Annotated in this window: 15 protein-coding genes; 6 read left to right on the top strand and 9 right to left on the bottom strand. The window is 59.0% G+C overall.

Annotated elements, in window-relative coordinates; genetic code table 11:
• Both BMZ01_RS07845 and BMZ01_RS07840 read right to left on the bottom strand, forming a co-directional pair.
• Positions 1-524: hypothetical protein (locus tag BMZ01_RS07845; protein ID WP_143067474.1), on the bottom strand; the 524-nt coding region annotated here is incomplete at its 3' end.
• A gap of 602 nt (positions 525-1,126) precedes the next feature.
• Positions 1,127-2,752 carry an ABC-F family ATP-binding cassette domain-containing protein gene (locus BMZ01_RS07840; RefSeq protein ID WP_092286181.1) on the bottom strand — a complete coding sequence of 542 codons (1,626 nt, stop codon included), beginning with the start codon at positions 2,750-2,752 and terminating at the stop codon, positions 1,127-1,129.
• Positions 2,753-2,786: 34 nt separating this feature from the next.
• On the opposite strand from BMZ01_RS07840, the gene BMZ01_RS07835 reads away from it, so the two are divergent.
• Together BMZ01_RS07835 and BMZ01_RS07830 are read left to right on the top strand one after the other, a co-directional pair.
• On the top strand, positions 2,787-3,911 hold the full coding sequence (locus tag BMZ01_RS07835; RefSeq protein WP_092286179.1) for a lycopene cyclase family protein: 1,125 nt from the start codon (positions 2,787-2,789) through the stop codon (positions 3,909-3,911).
• Between the two features lie 315 nt (positions 3,912-4,226).
• Positions 4,227-5,633: an amino acid permease gene (locus BMZ01_RS07830; RefSeq protein WP_092286205.1), complete on the top strand. Its 1,407-nt coding sequence runs from the start codon at positions 4,227-4,229 to the stop codon at positions 5,631-5,633.
• Positions 5,634-5,727: 94 nt separating this feature from the next.
• On the opposite strand, the gene BMZ01_RS07825 is transcribed toward BMZ01_RS07830, so the two are convergent.
• Genes BMZ01_RS07825 through BMZ01_RS07795 form a run of 7 tightly spaced genes read right to left on the bottom strand, consistent with a single transcriptional unit; the run spans position 5,728 to position 11,900 of the window.
• Positions 5,728-6,108 carry a metal-sulfur cluster assembly factor gene (locus BMZ01_RS07825; RefSeq protein WP_092286177.1) on the bottom strand — a complete coding sequence of 127 codons (381 nt, stop codon included), beginning with the start codon at positions 6,106-6,108 and terminating at the stop codon, positions 5,728-5,730.
• On the bottom strand, positions 6,101-6,559 hold the full coding sequence (gene sufU, locus BMZ01_RS07820) for a Fe-S cluster assembly sulfur transfer protein SufU (protein ID WP_092286175.1): 459 nt from the start codon (positions 6,557-6,559) through the stop codon (positions 6,101-6,103). Before sufU ends, BMZ01_RS07825 begins: the two co-directional genes overlap by 8 nt.
• Positions 6,559-7,809: a cysteine desulfurase gene (locus tag BMZ01_RS07815; RefSeq protein WP_092286173.1), complete on the bottom strand. Its 1,251-nt coding sequence runs from the start codon at positions 7,807-7,809 to the stop codon at positions 6,559-6,561. Before BMZ01_RS07815 ends, sufU begins: the two co-directional genes overlap by 1 nt.
• Positions 7,809-8,564: a Fe-S cluster assembly ATPase SufC gene (gene sufC, locus BMZ01_RS07810; protein ID WP_092286171.1), complete on the bottom strand. Its 756-nt coding sequence runs from the start codon at positions 8,562-8,564 to the stop codon at positions 7,809-7,811. The genes BMZ01_RS07815 and sufC overlap by 1 nt, the downstream gene beginning before the upstream one ends.
• A 37-nt stretch (positions 8,565-8,601) precedes the next feature.
• Positions 8,602-9,765, bottom strand: coding sequence for a Fe-S cluster assembly protein SufD (gene sufD, locus BMZ01_RS07805; RefSeq protein WP_092286169.1), 1,164 nt, complete (start codon positions 9,763-9,765; stop codon positions 8,602-8,604).
• Positions 9,766-11,220, bottom strand: coding sequence for a Fe-S cluster assembly protein SufB (gene sufB, locus BMZ01_RS07800; protein WP_092286167.1), 1,455 nt, complete (start codon positions 11,218-11,220; stop codon positions 9,766-9,768).
• A gap of 8 nt (positions 11,221-11,228) precedes the next feature.
• Positions 11,229-11,900: a helix-turn-helix transcriptional regulator gene (locus BMZ01_RS07795; protein ID WP_092286165.1), complete on the bottom strand. Its 672-nt coding sequence runs from the start codon at positions 11,898-11,900 to the stop codon at positions 11,229-11,231.
• A 235-nt stretch (positions 11,901-12,135) separates the two neighbouring features.
• Between BMZ01_RS07795 and mptB the strand changes: the two genes are divergently transcribed.
• The 4 genes from mptB to BMZ01_RS07775 all read left to right on the top strand — a co-directional run bounded on the left by mptB (position 12,136) and on the right by BMZ01_RS07775 (position 16,525).
• Positions 12,136-13,806: a polyprenol phosphomannose-dependent alpha 1,6 mannosyltransferase MptB gene (mptB, locus tag BMZ01_RS07790; protein WP_223845804.1), complete on the top strand. Its 1,671-nt coding sequence runs from the start codon at positions 12,136-12,138 to the stop codon at positions 13,804-13,806.
• Between the two features lie 6 nt (positions 13,807-13,812).
• Complete coding sequence (locus tag BMZ01_RS07785) at positions 13,813-14,766, top strand: ABC transporter ATP-binding protein (RefSeq protein WP_092286164.1); 954 nt, start codon at positions 13,813-13,815, stop codon at positions 14,764-14,766.
• Between the two features lie 71 nt (positions 14,767-14,837).
• Positions 14,838-15,530, top strand: coding sequence for an ABC transporter permease (locus tag BMZ01_RS07780; RefSeq protein ID WP_395890471.1), 693 nt, complete (start codon positions 14,838-14,840; stop codon positions 15,528-15,530).
• Between the two features lie 29 nt (positions 15,531-15,559).
• Positions 15,560-16,525, top strand: a complete 966-nt coding sequence (locus BMZ01_RS07775; RefSeq protein ID WP_177180116.1) for a COX15/CtaA family protein — start codon at positions 15,560-15,562, stop codon at positions 16,523-16,525.
• Positions 16,526-16,539 lie beyond the last annotated feature (14 nt).

Below are 16,539 nucleotides of genomic sequence, written 5' to 3'. Positions count from 1 at the left end.
TTGTCTTGGGTACGGAAAGCTAAAAACCGGTTGATCATCGCGGTGGTTTCTTCCCCGAAGCCTTTGATGCGGGCTTTTTTATGCTGTTTTATAAACTCCCGTAACTCTGCTAGGGAGGGGAGGAGTTGGTTGGGGTGGGTGGGGGTGAAGAAGTCCACCAGGAGGTGGTCGAAGTCGGGGAGGAGTTCATCGGGAACATCTTGGAGGTTCCTAAAAATCGCCGCCAAATATTCTAGGTCGAGGTGTCCTAGGTGGAGGAGTTGTTTTTCTAGGTTCGGCAGGATCCACATGACGCCTACGCCTTTGAAGGCTTGTTCTACTTTGTAGGTGGTTTTGCCTAGTCGGGCGGCGAGTCGGGTAATGGAGGTTTCGTAGTTGTCGGTGCCTTTGGGGAGGACCTTTTTTAAGGTGGAGTAGATTTCCTTGTTGATCCGCACAGTCATGTGGCACACGGGATCATCCGGGTGGGTGTTAGCCCAAAAAGGTGTGTCAATCACCTTAAGCTGGGTGCAGGTATCTGCCATGATGATCCCCCGAAAAACTACTAGTAAGTGCGATCTTTTTAATCGCATATCTGTCTTGCTGTGTCCTCCATGTTAATAGCACACACCAGGGTTGTCTAGGGGTGTAACCAAACTATTTTCCACCCCACCCCCACAATTACCCCTGCTACGGTAAACCGGCTGGTGAACACTACTTTCCAGGGCGCTACACATGCTCAATTATGGCGCTAATCAAGCGTCCCACAATGCCTTTCATGCTAATCGAACACCATCTTCCACCTACCCCGCTGAATCGCTACTATCAGCGATAACCCATCCGTGCTCGAAAACCCCCTATGCGTCCAACGCAGCCCCCAGTCCGCGCACCCACTGCCCTATCCCCACGCACGCTTGAGTAGGCATCCCAAGCCTCTTGCAGACAACACAACCCCCGGCCCCGCATCAAGAGCCTCCGAAACACATCCTCAGCAGACAGATCAACTACCCTCCCCCAAGCAGCCCAGGCGTCCCCAGCCACCGCACCCAGTCACCGCACCGAGCCACCGCACCCAGCAACCGCCCTACGCCCACCAGCGACCCACCAGACCCCACAAGACCGCACCCCAGGCCCCACAACGCCGAAGCTACGCTAGCTCTACGATCTCCATATAGTCGTCGCTCCACAGATCCTCGGTACCATCCGGCAGCACAATCACGCGCTCCGGCTCCAAGGCACGCACAGCACCCGGATCGTGCGTCACCAGCACCACCGCACCGGTGTAAGTCCGCAGGGCCTCCAGTACCTGCTCACGCGAGATCGGATCAAGGTTATTCGTCGGCTCATCCAGCAACAGCACATTTGCCCGCGAGCTCACCAGCCCAGCCAAAGCCAAGCGGGTCTTCTCACCACCAGACAAGGTGCCGGCCGGCTGCTCTAACTGATCACCACTGAACATGAAGGCACCTAAGAGGCCACGTAGGTCCTGCTCACCAGCATCGGGGCAAGCCTCCAGCGTGTTCTCCCATACCGACTTATCAGGATCAATCGTGTCGTGTTCCTGCGCGAAGTAACCGATCTTCAAGCCATGGCCACTGACAATGCCGCCCTCGCCATCGGTTCGTTCCACACCGGCGAGCAACTTCAATAACGTGGTTTTACCCGCACCGTTAAAACCCAAGACCACCACGCGCGAACCCTTATCAATCGCTAGGTCCACACCTGCAAATACTTCCAAGGAGCCATACATTTTCGTCAGCCCCTTGGCATTCAACGGAGTCTTGCCGCAGGGAGCCGGTTCTGGGAAGGTAATATGCGCCACACGGTCCGATTGACGCACCTCGTCCAAGTTTCCCAGCATGCGTTCGGCACGTGCCGCCATCTGTTTCGCGGCCTTAGCCTTGGTTGCTTTCGCACCCAACTTGTCGGCTTGGGTTTTCAGCGCACTGGCTTTCTTCTCGGCGTTAGCGCGCTCGCGGCGACGCCGAGCCTCATCCGTAGCACGTGCATCCACGTACTTGTCATAGCCCATGTTGTACACATCAGCTTCGGCGCGCACCGCATCCAAGAACCAGATCTTGTTGCACACGGCTTTAAGCAATTCCACGTCGTGTGAGATCATAATGAGCCCGCCATCGTGCTTCGCCAAGAAGCCTCGCAGCCACGTAATTGAGTCCGCATCCAAGTGGTTCGTCGGCTCATCCAGTAGCAGGGTCGTCTTGGACTTCCCGGAACCATTAGTGGCGGCAAAAAGAATCTGGGCCAACTCCACGCGGCGACGCTGACCACCAGACAGAGTCTTTAAGGGCTGATCTAAGATCCGTGCCGGAAGGCCCAGGTTATCGCAGATCTGGGCGCATTCTGCGTCAGCTTCATAGCCACCTAATTGGTGGTAGCGCTCTTCTAAGCGCGAGTATTTCCGAATCGCCGCATCCCTGCGGTTGTCATCGCTTTCCATGATCTCCTGTTGGCGTTCCATGGAGGTGCGAATCTGATCCAACCCGCGAGCAGATAACACACGGTCACGAGCAGTGATGTCGATATTGCCTTCGCGGGAATCCTGCGGCAGGTACCCCATCTCACCGCTGCGGATTACGGTGCCACCATAGGGTTCGGTCTCACCGGACAAAATCCGCATCGTGGTGGTTTTCCCGGCCCCATTTCGGCCGACCAAACCGATGCGGTCACCGGGTTGCACCCTTAGGTGCTGCCCGGGGGCAGTAAGCAGAGTTCGGGCGCCGACGCGGACCTCAAGATCATTGGTGACAATCACGCCGGCAAAGTCTATCAGCGTAACCTCTTATTCCATGAGCCGCTCTCCCCGACGCCACGCTCGCCTGACCAACAAGCAAAGGCCGAAACAAAGCTCGAAGATCATCCATGTCCTCGGGTTGGGCCCTGCCGGTCGACTTTTCGCTTATCGAGCTCAACAGCGCGGCTTCCAGGTCCATGGCTGGGATCCCACGGGAGGTTCCACACCCAGCACCATGGGATGTTGGCGCGAACAATTGCCGGACTGGTTTCCGCCAGAACTGATCAGCTCATGCACCCGTCCATGGCTCATTAATAGTCAAGGCCGCAGGCGCCAACTCAACCGTGAGTACGTGATGCTCTCCCCTAAGCTGCGTAACTTCGGAGCCTTCCCCACTACCCGCACCGCTACCTGCCCCAGCGAACTCTCCGCAGCCGACACCCTCATTATCGATACCCGCCCACCACAGCACCCGCTTCCGGTCCGCCAGGTCGCCAGCGGCATCATCCTCCCCGAGGATGCACTCCCGCCACAGGAACGCTTCGCAGTACTCATGGACTTTCGCCCCATCCCTGGCCCGACTCCCACCTTCCATTACCGTATTCCTCTCGGGGACGGCACCTGGCTACTCGAAGAAACTATCCTCGCCATCCCCGAGCCACTCCCTATAGACCTCCACCAGCAGCTCACCGACATGCTGCACACCCGCCTGCAGCGCCTAGGAATCGACTCCGCCAAAGCTATTGCTACGGACCAAGTGAACTTCCCCCTCGGGCCCACCCACATCCCCACCGATCCCCCCGGCACCCTCAGCTTCGGTGCCCGCGGTGGCTACCTGCACCCAGCCACGGGATACAGCATCGGCATGTCCCTCGCCGCCATCGACCGCACCCTCGACGCCACCCCGCAAAACGTACATCTCAAGCTCCTGCACTTCCTACGCCGCTGCGGGCTTGATGTGCTTCTTTCTCTTAACCCCACCCCTTTCCGGGTATTCTTCGACACCTTCTTCGATCTACCCGAACGCCATATTTTCGGCTATCTGCACGGCAATGTAGCCGCCACAACCGCCAGTATGCTGCGGTTTATCACCAAACTTGCGGCTCAACCCCGCAACCGCATAAAACGTGAAATTCTCTACACCACGCTTTCTTTAGGCGCCTATTCCCCGTGCACATAACCCCTCAGCGCTACCATATTCCGGTCAACATACATACCCCAAACCTCAGCTTTACCTTTCGCGCGCGTCGCATCACCCAGTTCAGCCCAAACTTCCCATGCGCGGCGTCCTCTAGGTGTCCTCAAGCCCGCAGGCCACCCAAGCCCGCAGGCCACCCAAGCCCGCAGCGCACCCGGACTAAAAACACACGCAGAAAGACCCCCGGTGTCTACCCCAAACAACACTCCCCACAACGCCCTAAACAACGCAACAACAACCACAGCAACTAAAGAACAACCCCAACTCCGCCGCAGCCTCCACGCCCGCCACCTCAATATGATCGCCATCGGCGGCGCAATCGGCACCGGCCTCTTCGTGGCCTCCGGCGCCACCATTTCCCAAGCCGGCCCCGGCGGCGCCCTCCTCGCCTACGCCCTCATCGGCATTATGGTCTGGTTGGTCATGCAATCCCTCGGCGAAATGGCCGCCTACCTCCCCGTCGCCGGCTCCTTCCAGGAATACGGCACCCGCTTCGTCTCCCCCTCCTTTGGCTTCGCCATGGGCTGGAATTATTGGTTCAACTGGGCCATCACCGTCGCCGCCGAACTCGTGGCCGCCGCCCTGGTCATGAAGTACTGGCTCCCCGGCGTGCCTTCAATCGTCTGGTCGGCACTCTTCCTCGCCCTCCTCTTTGGTCTCAACGCGCTGAGCTCCCGCGCCTATGGCGAAGGCGAATTCTGGTTCGCCGCCATCAAGGTCACCACCGTGCTGGTCTTCCTGGTCATCGGCATCGCTATGATCTTCGGCATCATGGGCGGCCAGTCCCCCGGCTTCGAGAATTGGACCAAGGGCGACGCCCCCTTCGTCAATGGCACCTCTGGTCTCTTCATGGTCTTCATCGCCGCCTCCTACGCCTTCCAGGGCACCGAGCTCGTCGGTGTCGCCGCCGGCGAAGCCGAGAACCCCGAGAAAACCATCCCCCGCGCCATCCGCACCATCTTCTGGCGCATCATGCTCTTCTACATCGGTGCCATCGCCGTCATCGGCTTCCTCATTTCCTACACCGACCCGAACCTGCTCAACGCCTCGGAAACCAATATCGCCATCTCGCCTTTCACCTTGGTTTTCCACCGCGCCGGCATCGCCTCCGCCGCCGCGATCATGAATGCCGTCATCCTCACCTCGGTGCTCTCCGCCGGCAACTCTGGTCTCTTCGCCTCCACCCGCATGCTCTTCGCGCTCGCCCGCCAAGGCCACGCCCCACGATTCTTCGGCAAGCTATCGAGTCACCACGTCCCCATGCGAGCCCTGGTCGCCACCACCTGCATCGGCATGTTCGGCTTCATCACCTCCCTCGTGGGAGATGGCGCCGCCTATGAATTCCTCCTCACGCTCTCCGCGCTCGCCGGCTTCATCACCTGGATGGGCATCTCTTGGAGCCACTACCGTTTCCGCAAAGCCCTCGCCGCCCAAGGCGTCTCGCTCGATTCCCTGCCCTACCGCTCCAGCTTCTTCCCCGCCGGCGCGGTCATCGCCCTCGTGCTCTGCGTCGTCGTGGTCATCGGTCAAGCCTATGAGCCGGTCACTTCCGGTGAAGGACTCTTCTCCGTCCTCGCCCCCTACCTGGGCATTCCCTGCTTCTTCGCGCTCTGGTTCGGCCACAAACTCAAAACTGGTTCCCGGACTATTGACCCCGCCGAGGCCGATCTGTCCCGCGATATGGCTCGCCTCAAAGATATTTAACTAAAAAAGCACGCCTCCCGAGATCCGGTGCCTGGGGGTTCCAGGCATTGATCACGCGGAGGCGTGCGTGCAGCTTTGCCGCACCTGCTTCGTTTTATACCGAGAATCCGAGAGCTCGAAGCTGCTCGCGCCCATCTTCAGTAATCATGTGCGGCCCCCATGGCGGATTCCACACCCAATTGATGCGTAAGGAACTCGCCGTTCCGCTTCCCACCACAGCCATTTCAGCTTGCTCTTCCAGCACATCGGTCAGTGGGCAAGCCGGAGAAGTCAGGGTCATATTCACAACCGCATCCTTCTCATTTTCAATCCACACGTCGTAGACCAAGCCTAGGTCCACCACATTGATGCCTAGTTCTGGGTCAATCACATCGTGCATATATTCCCGCACATCAAATGCGAGGGATTCTTGCTCAGGGGTTTGTTCGGGACGATCCGGTACTTTGCCGAAGTTCGAGGAGCTATTCTCAGACATCTTGGCCTTTCTTCTCTAGGGCGTCCGCGGTGGCCGCCTGGAATGCTTTCCAGCCTAGAAGAGCACACTTGACTCGTGCCGGGAATTTCGCCACCCCGCTAAAAGCAGCACCATCACCAATGATCTCTTCATCACCTGGTTTGGTGCCGCGCGAGGTAATCATCTCCTCGAAGTTTTCCAACTTCTTCATCGCCTCATCCAGTGGCAGACCAATAATCTCTTCTGCCATCACCGAGGTCGAGGCCTGGGAGATGGAACACCCTTCAGCGTCATAGGAGACATCTTCCACGGTGCGGCCATCTTCAGAAAGGCGGACGCGCAGCGTTAATTCATCCCCGCAGCTGGGGTTAACGTGGTGTACTTCAGCTTCATAGGGGTCACGCAGCCCCGCATAGCGCGGGTTCTTATAGTGATCCAGGATCACTTCCTGGTACATGGACTCCAGGCTCATCAGCTCACCCCAAAAAAGGTTTTAGCCGCTTCAATCGCATCAATCAGTCGATCGACTTCTTCACGGGTGTTGTACAGGTAAAAGGATGCTCGCGCGGTGGATTGCGCAGACATCGAGCGATGCACTGGCCACGCACAGTGGTGGCCAACACGAATACAGACACCATGGGAGTCTAGGACCTGCCCCAAGTCATGCGGGTGAATACCATCCACCACGAAACTAATCGCCGCCCCACGGTTCACCGCTTCCGTGGGCCCCACAATCCGCAGGCCACCCACAGCCTTCATCTTTTCCAAGGCATAGGCGGTCAACTCATGCTCATGTGCCGCAATCGCATCCATCCCAATGGATTCCAAGAACTTCACCGCGGCACCCAAACCAACCACCTGGCTAGTCATCTGAGTGCCGGCCTCAAAGCGCTGCGGCGGTGCGGCGAAGGTGGTGTTTTCCATAGTCACCACTTCAATCATGGAACCACCAGTAATAAACGGTGGCAGCGCGCGCAATAACTCATAGCGTCCGTAGAGGGCGCCAACTCCGGTGGGCCCGCACATCTTATGCGCAGAAAAGGCAGCGAAGTCCACTCCCAGCGCATGGAAATCCACCGGCATATGCGGTACCGATTGGCAGGCATCCAAGACCGTCAAGGCCCCCACCGCACGGGCGCGCTTCGCCATCTCTGCCACATCAGTCACAGCGCCAGTCACATTCGATTGGTGCGTGAACGCCAGGACCTTGACGCTGTCATCCAGCTCCAAGGAATCCATATCCACGCGTCCATCCTCAGTGGCCTTAAACCACTTCAAGGTGGCGCCAGTACGTCGGCACAGCTCCTGCCAAGGCACCAGGTTGGCATGATGTTCCAGCTCGGTGACAACCACAGTGTCACCTTCACCAACCTGCCACTTCCCAGCGCGATCATCACCTAGGACATAAGCAACCAGGTTCAGCGCTTCGGTGGCGTTCTTGGTGAAGCTCAGCTCATCAACATCCGCGCCAACGAATGCGGCAATATCCTCCCGAGCCTGCTCATAAGCATCAGTGGCTTCTTCCGCCAGCTCATAAGCACCGCGATGCACCGGGGCGAAGGTATTCAGAACGAAGTTCTCCTCAGCCCGCCAGACTTTTTCGGGGCGCTGTGAAGTCGCACCGGAGTCCAGGTACACCAGGTCCTGGCCATCGCGCACCTTCCGCGAGAGAATCGGGAACTCTGCGCGGATGGCGGCGACATCGTAGCTGGGAGTAGACATCACAGGAATTGGTCGTAGCCGTCAGCTTCGAGCTTGTCAGCGAGCTCCGGGCCACCGGTGGTGACGATCTTGCCATCAGCGAAGACGTGCACCTTATCGGGGCGGACATAGTTCAAAATGCGCTTGTAGTGCGTAATCATCAGCACACCACCATTGGTCTCAGCCTGGTAGTTGTTGATGCCTTCACTGACAATACGCAGCGCGTCAACGTCCAAACCGGAGTCAGTTTCATCCATGATGGCGAACTTGGGGCGCAGCAGGTCCAGCTGCAGCACCTCATGGCGCTTCTTCTCGCCACCGGAGAAACCTTCATTCACGGAACGCTCGGAGAAGGAAGCATCAATGTGCAGACGTTCGCGGGCTCCGCGGACTTCCTTGACCCATTCGCGCAGCTTCGGGGCTTCCCCGCGCACCGCGGTAGCAGCAGAACGCAGGAAGTTAGACATGGAGACACCCGGGATTTCCGTCGGGTACTGCATGGCCAGGAAGAGACCAGCGCGGGCGCGTTCATCAACTTCCATCTCCAAAATATTTTCGCCATCGAGCAGGACTTCGCCTTCGGTGACTTCATAACGCGGGTGCCCACCCAGGGTGTAGGCCAAGGTGGACTTGCCGGAACCATTGGGTCCCATAATGGCGTGGATTTCCCCGGAATTGAGGGTCAGGTTCACGCCCTTGAGGATCGGCTTGGGTTCGGTGTTGCCATCAGAGGGCACCACCTGGGCGTGCAGGTTCTTGATTTCTAAAGTGCTCATGAGCAGGGTTCTTTCAGTTGGGTGATGAAAACAGTGCTTAGATACCGACGGTTTCTAGCTCGCGGGCCACTCGGGACTCGAGTTCCTCGCGCAGCGATTCCACCGGTAGCTTATTGATGACCTCGGAGAAAAATCCGCGCACAATCAGGCGGCGGGCTTCCTTCTCCGGGATACCGCGGGCCATGAGGTAGAAGAGGTGCTCATCATCGAAACGGCCGACGGTGGCGGCGTGGCCGGCACCAACAATTTCACCGGTTTCGATTTCCAGGTTCGGCACCGCATCAGCGCGGGCACCTTCGGAAAGCACCAGGTTGCGGTTCACCTCATAGGTGTCAGTGCCTTGAGCATTAGCGCGAATCAGCACATCACCCACCCAGGCGGTGCGGGTATCCGGCAGCTTGGAGTCCTTATCGGCCTGCAGGGCACCCTTGTACATGACATTGGAGCGGCAATTCGGTACCGCGTGGTCCACCAACAAGCGCTGCTCGAAGTATTGGCCATCATCAGCAAAGTAGACGCCCAATAGTTCTGCGTCAGCACCTGGAGCGGTAAACACTACCCGGGGAATCAAGCGCACAGTGTTGCCACCGAATACGGCGGCGGTTTGGCGCAGCACCGCATCACGGCCGAGCTCAGCCCACTGGTTAGAAAGATGCACGGCATCGTCGTCCCAGTTGGCATCAGTGATCAGCGTCAGGCGGGCATTATCGCCCACCTTCACCTCAACATTGTCGGCGTGCGTGCCAGAACCGGTGTAGTGCAGCAGCACAGTGGCATCAGCGCCGGCTTCTACGTCGATGTGGATGGCACCAAAGCTGGTCACATCCAAGCCCTTGCCCTTGACCTGCACGACAATGGCCTCTTCGGCCACGCAGTTCTTGGGCACGGTGATCACTGCGGCCTCTTCCATGGAGGTCCAGGCCTGAGCGCCCACGCGGTCCACCGGGGCACCAGCAGATCCTAGGCGCGGATCGCTTGCCGGCACGATCTCAGAGGTCACGCCTTCTGGCACCGTGATCTCAATATCTTGAGTGGTGGCCGGGGCGAAGCTGCCATCATGCAGGCCACGCAGGCGACGCAGCGAAACGAAGCGCCACACTTCATCACGGCCGCGCGGGACATCAAATTCATTGACATCACCGGAGGTAAAGATATCGCCCTTGTTGTTATGCGGCGTGGCGTTTTTAACGAGTTCGGCCATTTAGCCCACCGATCCTTCCATCTGCAATTCGATGAGCCGGTTGAGCTCAAGGGCATATTCCATCGGCAATTCCTTGGCGATCGGCTCAACGAAGCCACGCACAATCATGGCCATAGCTTCATCTTCAGCGATACCGCGGCTCATCAAGTAGAAGAGTTGTTCCTCAGATACCTGCGACACCGTGGCCTCGTGGCCTAAGGACACGTGGTCATTCCGGATGTCGTTATAGGGGTAGGTATCCGAGCGCGAAATATTGTCCACCAGCAGCGCATCGCACTCCACATTGGAGGTGCAGTGGTGCGAGCTAGCGGTGACCTGCACCAGGCCACGATAAGCTGCGCGGCCACCGGAACGAGCCACCGACTTGGAAACAATATTGGAGGAGGTGTGCGGGGCCATGTGCACCATCTTGGCGCCGGTGTCCTGGTATTGGCCTTCACCAGCGAAAGCCACCGAGAGCACCTCGCCACGGGCATAAGGACCGGTCATCCACACGGCCGGATACTTCATGGTCACCTTGGAGCCGATATTGCCATCGACCCATTCCATGGTGGCGCCCTCTTCGCAGCGGGTGCGCTTGGTGACCAGGTTATAAACGTTATTCGACCAGTTTTGGATGGTGGTGTAGCGGCAGCGGCCGCCCTTCTTCACAATAATTTCGACAACTGCGGAGTGCAGCGAGTCAGATTTATAGATCGGCGCAGTGCAACCTTCCACATAGTGAACATAAGCGTCCTCATCCACGATGATGAGGGTGCGCTCAAACTGCCCCATGTTTTCGGTATTAATGCGGAAATAAGCCTGCAGCGGAATATCCACATGCACGCCCTTGGGGACGTACACGAAGGAACCGCCGGACCACACTGCGGAGTTCAGTGCCGAGAACTTATTATCGCCAGCCGGGATAACGGTGCCGAAGTATTCCTTAAAGAGCTCCGGGCATTCCTTCAGCGCGGTATCGGTATCTAAGAAGATCACGCCCTGGCTTTCCAGGTCCTCGCGGATCTGGTGGTACACAACTTCGGACTCATATTGTGCGGCCACACCAGCAACCAGGCGCTGCTTTTCAGCCTCCGGGATGCCTAGCTTGTCGTAGGTATTGCGAATATCTTCGGGCAATTCCTCCCAGCTGGTGGCTTGTTCCTCGGTGGAACGCACGAAGTATTTAATATTGTCGAAATCGATGCCGGAGAGATCAGCACCCCAGGTGGGCAAGGGTTTCTTCTCAAAGATCTCGAGGGCCTTGAGGCGTTGCTCAAGCATCCACTCGGGTTCATCTTTCTTGGCGGAAATATCCCGCACAACATCTGCGTCCAAGCCGCGCCTGGCTGCCGCACCGGCGGCGTCAGAGTCATGCCAGCCATAGTTATAAGGCCCGATTGAGGAGATAATCTCCTCATCACTTTGCGGGTTGGCCGCAGGGGCGGGGGCGGGACTAACTGGGTTGTTCTGCATCGCCTGGGTCAAGATCCGCTCCTTTCTGAAGGAGAGTGGTGAATGGGTGTCAGTGGAATATTGGTTGTGCACACGCCATGGCCTTCCACAATGGTCGCCAGCGCCTGCACATGTCGTCCGAGTGCCTCGGCAATAAATTCGCGTTCGGCTTCGCAAATTTCCGGGAACTCCGCGGCAACATGCGAAATCGGACAGTGGTGTTGGCACAACTGAATGCCGTGGCCAACATGGCTCACCGTGGTGGCATAACCGTGTTGACCGAGTTGTTCCGCTAAGGCCCGGGCTGTGGCCTCCACCGCATCAGGATCCGTGGCATCAATATCTTCAGCGATATCGCCCAAGATTTCCCTAATGCGGCGGCGAGCGAAGGTCCTCACTGCCTCGTCCCCTCCAGCTTCCCGGAGAGAACTCAGCGCCAAGGCGGCGAGGTTGTCGTAGTCGTGACCAAAGCGATTCCGGCCCGCGTCAGTGAGCCGAAAAGCTTTCGCGGGGCGACCACGCGAGCCGCGGTGGCGGTGGGTAACCACTTCCGCTAGCCCGTCGTCGACGAGAATGTCCAGGTGGCGTCTCACGCCGGCGGCGGAAAGCCCCAGCCCGGCACCTAGGTCGGAGGCGGTAAGCGGACCATCGTGAAGCAAACGCAGCATAATTTCCTGCCGCGTATTCCCAAAGGTATCCATACCGCACACCTCCCTTCATGCTTAATGGCCGAAGACATCCACCTTTTGATAGCGAGGACGTCGCCGGCCTTGTGGGCTTTAGACAACAACAGTGTGCTCTAATTCTGTCGCGCTGTCCAACACTACCGCTTTCGCCCCCATTTATTGACACTCGCTAGGCCCAAGAAAAAGGAAATGTGGCAGGCGTCATACTCGCAGGCCATGGCGGCGAAGCAAGCCACGTAGAATAGCGCTCGTGACTCGCCGCCTTCCCCTGCCCCAGATCGGGACCGCAGGTTCTCGCTCCGCTGCACTGCACAGCGAATCACCACTCATTGGTGCCATCTCCGGGCTGCACACCTCCCCCACCATCCGGCTTTCCGCCCAAGAACTCACACGCTTTGCCATCCTGCGTTGGCTCGGCACCCTCGGCTGCCTGCTCTTAAGCTTCGGTGCCCTCGGTGCCGGCGCCCTCCCGGTGGTCGATAACCCCTGGAATAGCTTCCCCGGCGGTTCACTACTCTCCCGAATGCTCCAAACCTCCTCCATGATGGTGCTCATCGGGGTGGGATTAGTGGTCGTCGCCTGGGCACTCATGGGCCCCTTCGTCGCCATTATCCCGCGCGCCCGCGCCAGCGTTGACCTCGGCATGCTGCGGCGCACCTATATCGCCTGGGTGCTCCCCATCATTCTCACCGCCCCGCTTTTCACTCAAGATATTTACTCCTACCTCGCCCAAGGCTCCATCGTCGCCCACGGCTTAGACCCCTATTCCGCCGGCCCCGTCGATCTCCTCGGCCCCGATAATCACCTCGCACGCTCGGTCCCCTTCATCTGGTCACACTCCCCCTCCCCCTATGGTCCCGTCGCCATGTGGCTCGCGGCGCTCATCTCGCGCGTCACCGCCGATTCCATCCTCCTCGGCGTCATCGCCCACCGCATCCTCAGCGTCATCGGCATCGCCGCTGCCGGCTGGGGCGTCGTCGTCCTCGCCCGCCGCTGCCACGTCAACCCCGCCTCCGCACTCTGGCTCGGCATCCTCAATCCGCTCACCATCATGCACCTCATCGGCGGCATCCATAATGAAGCCATTTTATTAGGCCTCATGTTGCCCGGCCTGGAGTTAGGTTTCCGCGCGGTAGATAAATGGTCACTTGCTTCCCCCGAGATCGAGGGCTCCGGCATGCTGCGCCTTCAGGCCGCAGGTTTATGGGTTTGCTGCACCTTCTTAATTGCCGGCGCGGGAATGGTGAAAGTAACCGGGTTCATTGCCCTCGGATTCGTCGGCATGGCCGTCGCCCGGCTCATGGCCCAACGCCTCCCCGGGCCGGCCGCCGTGATTCTCTCTGCCCTTGCCCATGCCCTCATGCTGGTCCTGGCTGTGGTGCTGGTTACCTGGCTCACCGGCATTGGCCTGGGTTGGATCACCGGCCAAGGCGGCGCAGTCAGTGTGCGTTCCTGGTTATCACTGAGTACCGCCACCGGGGTTATCGCCGGCTGGTTCGGCATGATCCTTGGACTTGGAGACCACACCGAAGCCATCCTCTACTTCACCCGCGGAGCCGGGGTTGCTGTTGCCGGGGCCTTCATCATCCGCATGCTGCTAGCCACCTTCCGCGGGGTGATCCACCCCGTTGGTGCCTACGGTGTCGGCACCTTCATCCTCGTCATCCTCTTCCCCGTGGTGCAACCCTGGTACATGCTCTGGGCCATCGTCCCGCTCGCCGCCTGGGCCAACCGAATGTTTTTCCGCACCGCAGTAGTCGCCTACTCCGCGGTCTTCAGCTTCCTCGTTCTCCCCCGTGGCCTGGGCTTACCCCCGCTTACCGTCTTTACTATCTACAGCGGTTTCGTCATCGCCAGCGCCATTATTTTGGCGAGTTTGTGGTGGATGTTGAAACGTCGCGGAATCATTGGCCTACACTGAGTCGCTGTGACTGCTGTTTCTTCGCCCCGCACCCCAGACGCCCCGCCGGCCATCGAGCTGCGCGGCGTCCACAAGCGCTATGGCACAACAACTGCAGTCGATGACCTTAACCTCAGCGTTCCTACCGGTGGCGTCTTCGCACTCCTTGGCCCCAACGGTGCCGGCAAAACCACCACCATTGAAATCTGCGAGGGCTTCATTAAAGCCGATCGCGGTGAGACCCGCGTCCTCGGTTTAAACCCCCGCACCCAAACCGAGGAGCTGCGCCCTCGCATCGGCGTGATGCTCCAAGGCGGCGGCGGCTACTCCGGCATCCAAGTCCGCGAGCTGCTCACCTTAACCGCCGGCTATAACGCGTACCCCCTGGACCCAGAGTGGCTATTGGAGACCCTGGGGCTGAGCAATGTCGCCAAAACCCCTTATCGCCGTCTTTCCGGTGGCCAACAACAACGCCTCTCCTTAGCCTTAGCGCTGGTGGGCCGCCCCGAATTGATCTTCCTGGATGAACCCACCGCCGGCATGGACGCCCAATCACGGCTCATGGTCTGGGACCTCATCCGCGCCCTCAAACGCGATGGCGTCACCGTGGTGCTCACCACGCACCTCATGGATGAGGTCGAAGCCCTCGCGGACCGCGTGGCCATTATCGACCACGGCCAATTAGTTGCCGAAGGCACCCCAGCAGAGGTCACCGCGCTTGCCGGCCAAAGCTCCAGGGAATTATGCATCGAGTTCACCACTCCGATTAATGGGCCACAGTTCAGTGCCGAAGTTAATGAGAAGGTGAGCATCGCTGAGGATGGCTTGAGCTTGCGCATTACTCACGCCACCCCGGAGTTAATTGCGGCAGCCGCCCAAGCTGCTGCCAAGCAAAATGTGCTGATCAGCTCCCTGCATACCGGCAGGCACAATCTAGAAGCCGCTTTCTTGGATATCACCGGCCGAAACCTGCGCAGCTAAAGGAAAAGATATTGAGCACCTTCGCACCTGGAACCTTCAGCCCGCAGCCTTCCCGCGCACCCCGCGGGAAGATGATGGCCGCCCAAGGCCGCATCGAAACCCTGCTTTTCCTCCGTCACGGCGAACAGCAACTCCTCAGTCTGGTCATCCCCGTGGTGATGCTGGTGGTGCTTGGCCGCCTCAATGTCACCGCCATCGATGAAGTCGTACCCGTCATGCTCGCCATTGCGGCCATGAGTTCTGGCTTTACCGGTCAGGCTATCGCGGTGGCCTTTGATCGCCGCTATGGGGCGCTCAAACGCACTGGTGCTTCCGGGGTGCCCGCCGGGGTGATTATCGCCGGCAAGATCATTGCGGTGCTCATGATGGCGCTTATCCAATTGGTGGTCATCACCATCGTGGCCATGCTCTTGGGCTGGCGCCCAGAGATCATGCAGTTGATCGTGGCACTACCGGTGCTGCTCCTTGGGGTGGGTGCTTTTACCTCCATGGGCTTACTCATGGGCGGAAGCCTGAGCGCCGAATTAGTGCTCGGATTAGCCAACCTGATTTGGGTGGTGCTCTCCGCGGTGGTGGGTGTGGTGCTCCTCCAAGGTGATCTTGCTCATGCCACCTGGTCCGCGATTGTGCCCTCTGTGGCGCTAGCAAGTGGCATTGCGGATTCCTTTGAAGGTGGAGTGCCGCTGCTGCAATGCGGGATCCTGGTGCTGTGGTGGGTGGCTGCCGCGCTGGCCGCCAAACGTTGGTTCCGCTTCGCGGGTTAGGTTGAGCTTCCCACCAGTTCGCAGGGCTCATGGTTAAACTGAGCAACGTGAACACCACAACTGTCGATTCCCCCTCCACGCGCTTTACCCTAAGAACCCAACGGGTACTGGCGATGCTGCTGCTCATTGCCCAAGGCGGCATTACCGTCACCGGCTCTATTGTCCGCGTGACCGGTTCCGGCCTGGGCTGTGAAACCTGGCCCAATTGCCACGAAGGATCCCTGGTACCGGTCGCTGGTGCTGCCCCCGCCATGCAACAAGCCATCGAGTTCGGCAACCGCCTGCTCACCTTCGTGTTGGTCGCTGTGGCAGCGGCGGTCTTAGTGGCCATGTACAAGGCACATCGTCGCACTGAGCTCAAGGCCTACGCCTGGGCCTCGGTGGCCGGCATTGTGGTCCAAGCCGTGATCGGTGGTATCTCGGTGCACCTGGACCTGCGCTGGTGGGCGGTGGCTTTGCACTTCCTGCCCTCCATGGTGCTGGTGTGGATCGCTGCCCTGCTCTATATTCGCCTCAGCCAACCCGATGATGCCCCACGAGTACGGATGTTCAGCCCCATTATCCGGGTGCTTACGGTCATCGCTGCGCTGATGCTGACGGTGGTGCTTTCGACAGGCACCATGACTACTGGCGCGGGCGTGCACTCTGGTGACTCCGGGGTGGGCATGGAAGGCCGCTTGGAGGTAGATATTGCGCTGATGGCGCATATCCACGCCTATTGCATGTATGCCTACCTGGCCCTCACGGTGATCATTATGTTGCTGCTCATCCGCAATGAGGGCCCACGTGATGCCCGCCGTTGCGGCTGGGTACTGGTGGCCATGTTGGTGATCCAGGCTGGTATTGGTATTGCGCAATACCGCTTGGGTGTGCCGCGCTGGACGGTGCCGATCCACATTGGCATGTCCTCGGTGGTGGTGGCCTTTAGTGCCTTCCTTTACTCCTATGGGGTAAAGCGAGTGCCCGGCTATGACCCGGAATTGGTGAAGAACTAAAATAATAACGTCCG

This window comes from Corynebacterium spheniscorum (assembly GCF_900113445.1).
Classification (GTDB): domain Bacteria; phylum Actinomycetota; class Actinomycetes; order Mycobacteriales; family Mycobacteriaceae; genus Corynebacterium; species Corynebacterium spheniscorum.
The sequence above is the reverse complement of the archived record's forward strand: the minus strand, read 5'-3'. Positions and strand labels throughout refer to the sequence as shown.

What these genes read in the sequence shown, in the direction of transcription:
- BMZ01_RS07835 (WP_092286179.1), top strand. Translation starts at nt 2,787, where the DNA reads ATGAGCCGCTCTCCCCGACGCCACGCTCGCCTGACCAACAAGCAAAGG.
- BMZ01_RS07830 (WP_092286205.1), top strand. Translation starts at nt 4,227, where the DNA reads ATGATCGCCATCGGCGGCGCAATCGGCACCGGCCTCTTCGTGGCCTCC.
- BMZ01_RS07825 (WP_092286177.1), bottom strand. Translation starts at nt 6,108, where the DNA reads ATGTCTGAGAATAGCTCCTCGAACTTCGGCAAAGTACCGGATCGTCCC.
- sufU (WP_092286175.1), bottom strand. Translation starts at nt 6,559, where the DNA reads ATGAGCCTGGAGTCCATGTACCAGGAAGTGATCCTGGATCACTATAAG.
- BMZ01_RS07815 (WP_092286173.1), bottom strand. Translation starts at nt 7,809, where the DNA reads ATGTCTACTCCCAGCTACGATGTCGCCGCCATCCGCGCAGAGTTCCCG.
- sufC (WP_092286171.1), bottom strand. Translation starts at nt 8,564, where the DNA reads ATGAGCACTTTAGAAATCAAGAACCTGCACGCCCAGGTGGTGCCCTCT.
- sufD (WP_092286169.1), bottom strand. Translation starts at nt 9,765, where the DNA reads ATGGCCGAACTCGTTAAAAACGCCACGCCGCATAACAACAAGGGCGAT.
- sufB (WP_092286167.1), bottom strand. Translation starts at nt 11,220, where the DNA reads ATGCAGAACAACCCAGTTAGTCCCGCCCCCGCCCCTGCGGCCAACCCG.
- BMZ01_RS07795 (WP_092286165.1), bottom strand. Translation starts at nt 11,900, where the DNA reads ATGGATACCTTTGGGAATACGCGGCAGGAAATTATGCTGCGTTTGCTT.
- BMZ01_RS07780 (WP_395890471.1), top strand. Translation starts at nt 14,838, where the DNA reads ATGATGGCCGCCCAAGGCCGCATCGAAACCCTGCTTTTCCTCCGTCAC.
- BMZ01_RS07775 (WP_177180116.1), top strand. Translation starts at nt 15,560, where the DNA reads ATGGTTAAACTGAGCAACGTGAACACCACAACTGTCGATTCCCCCTCC.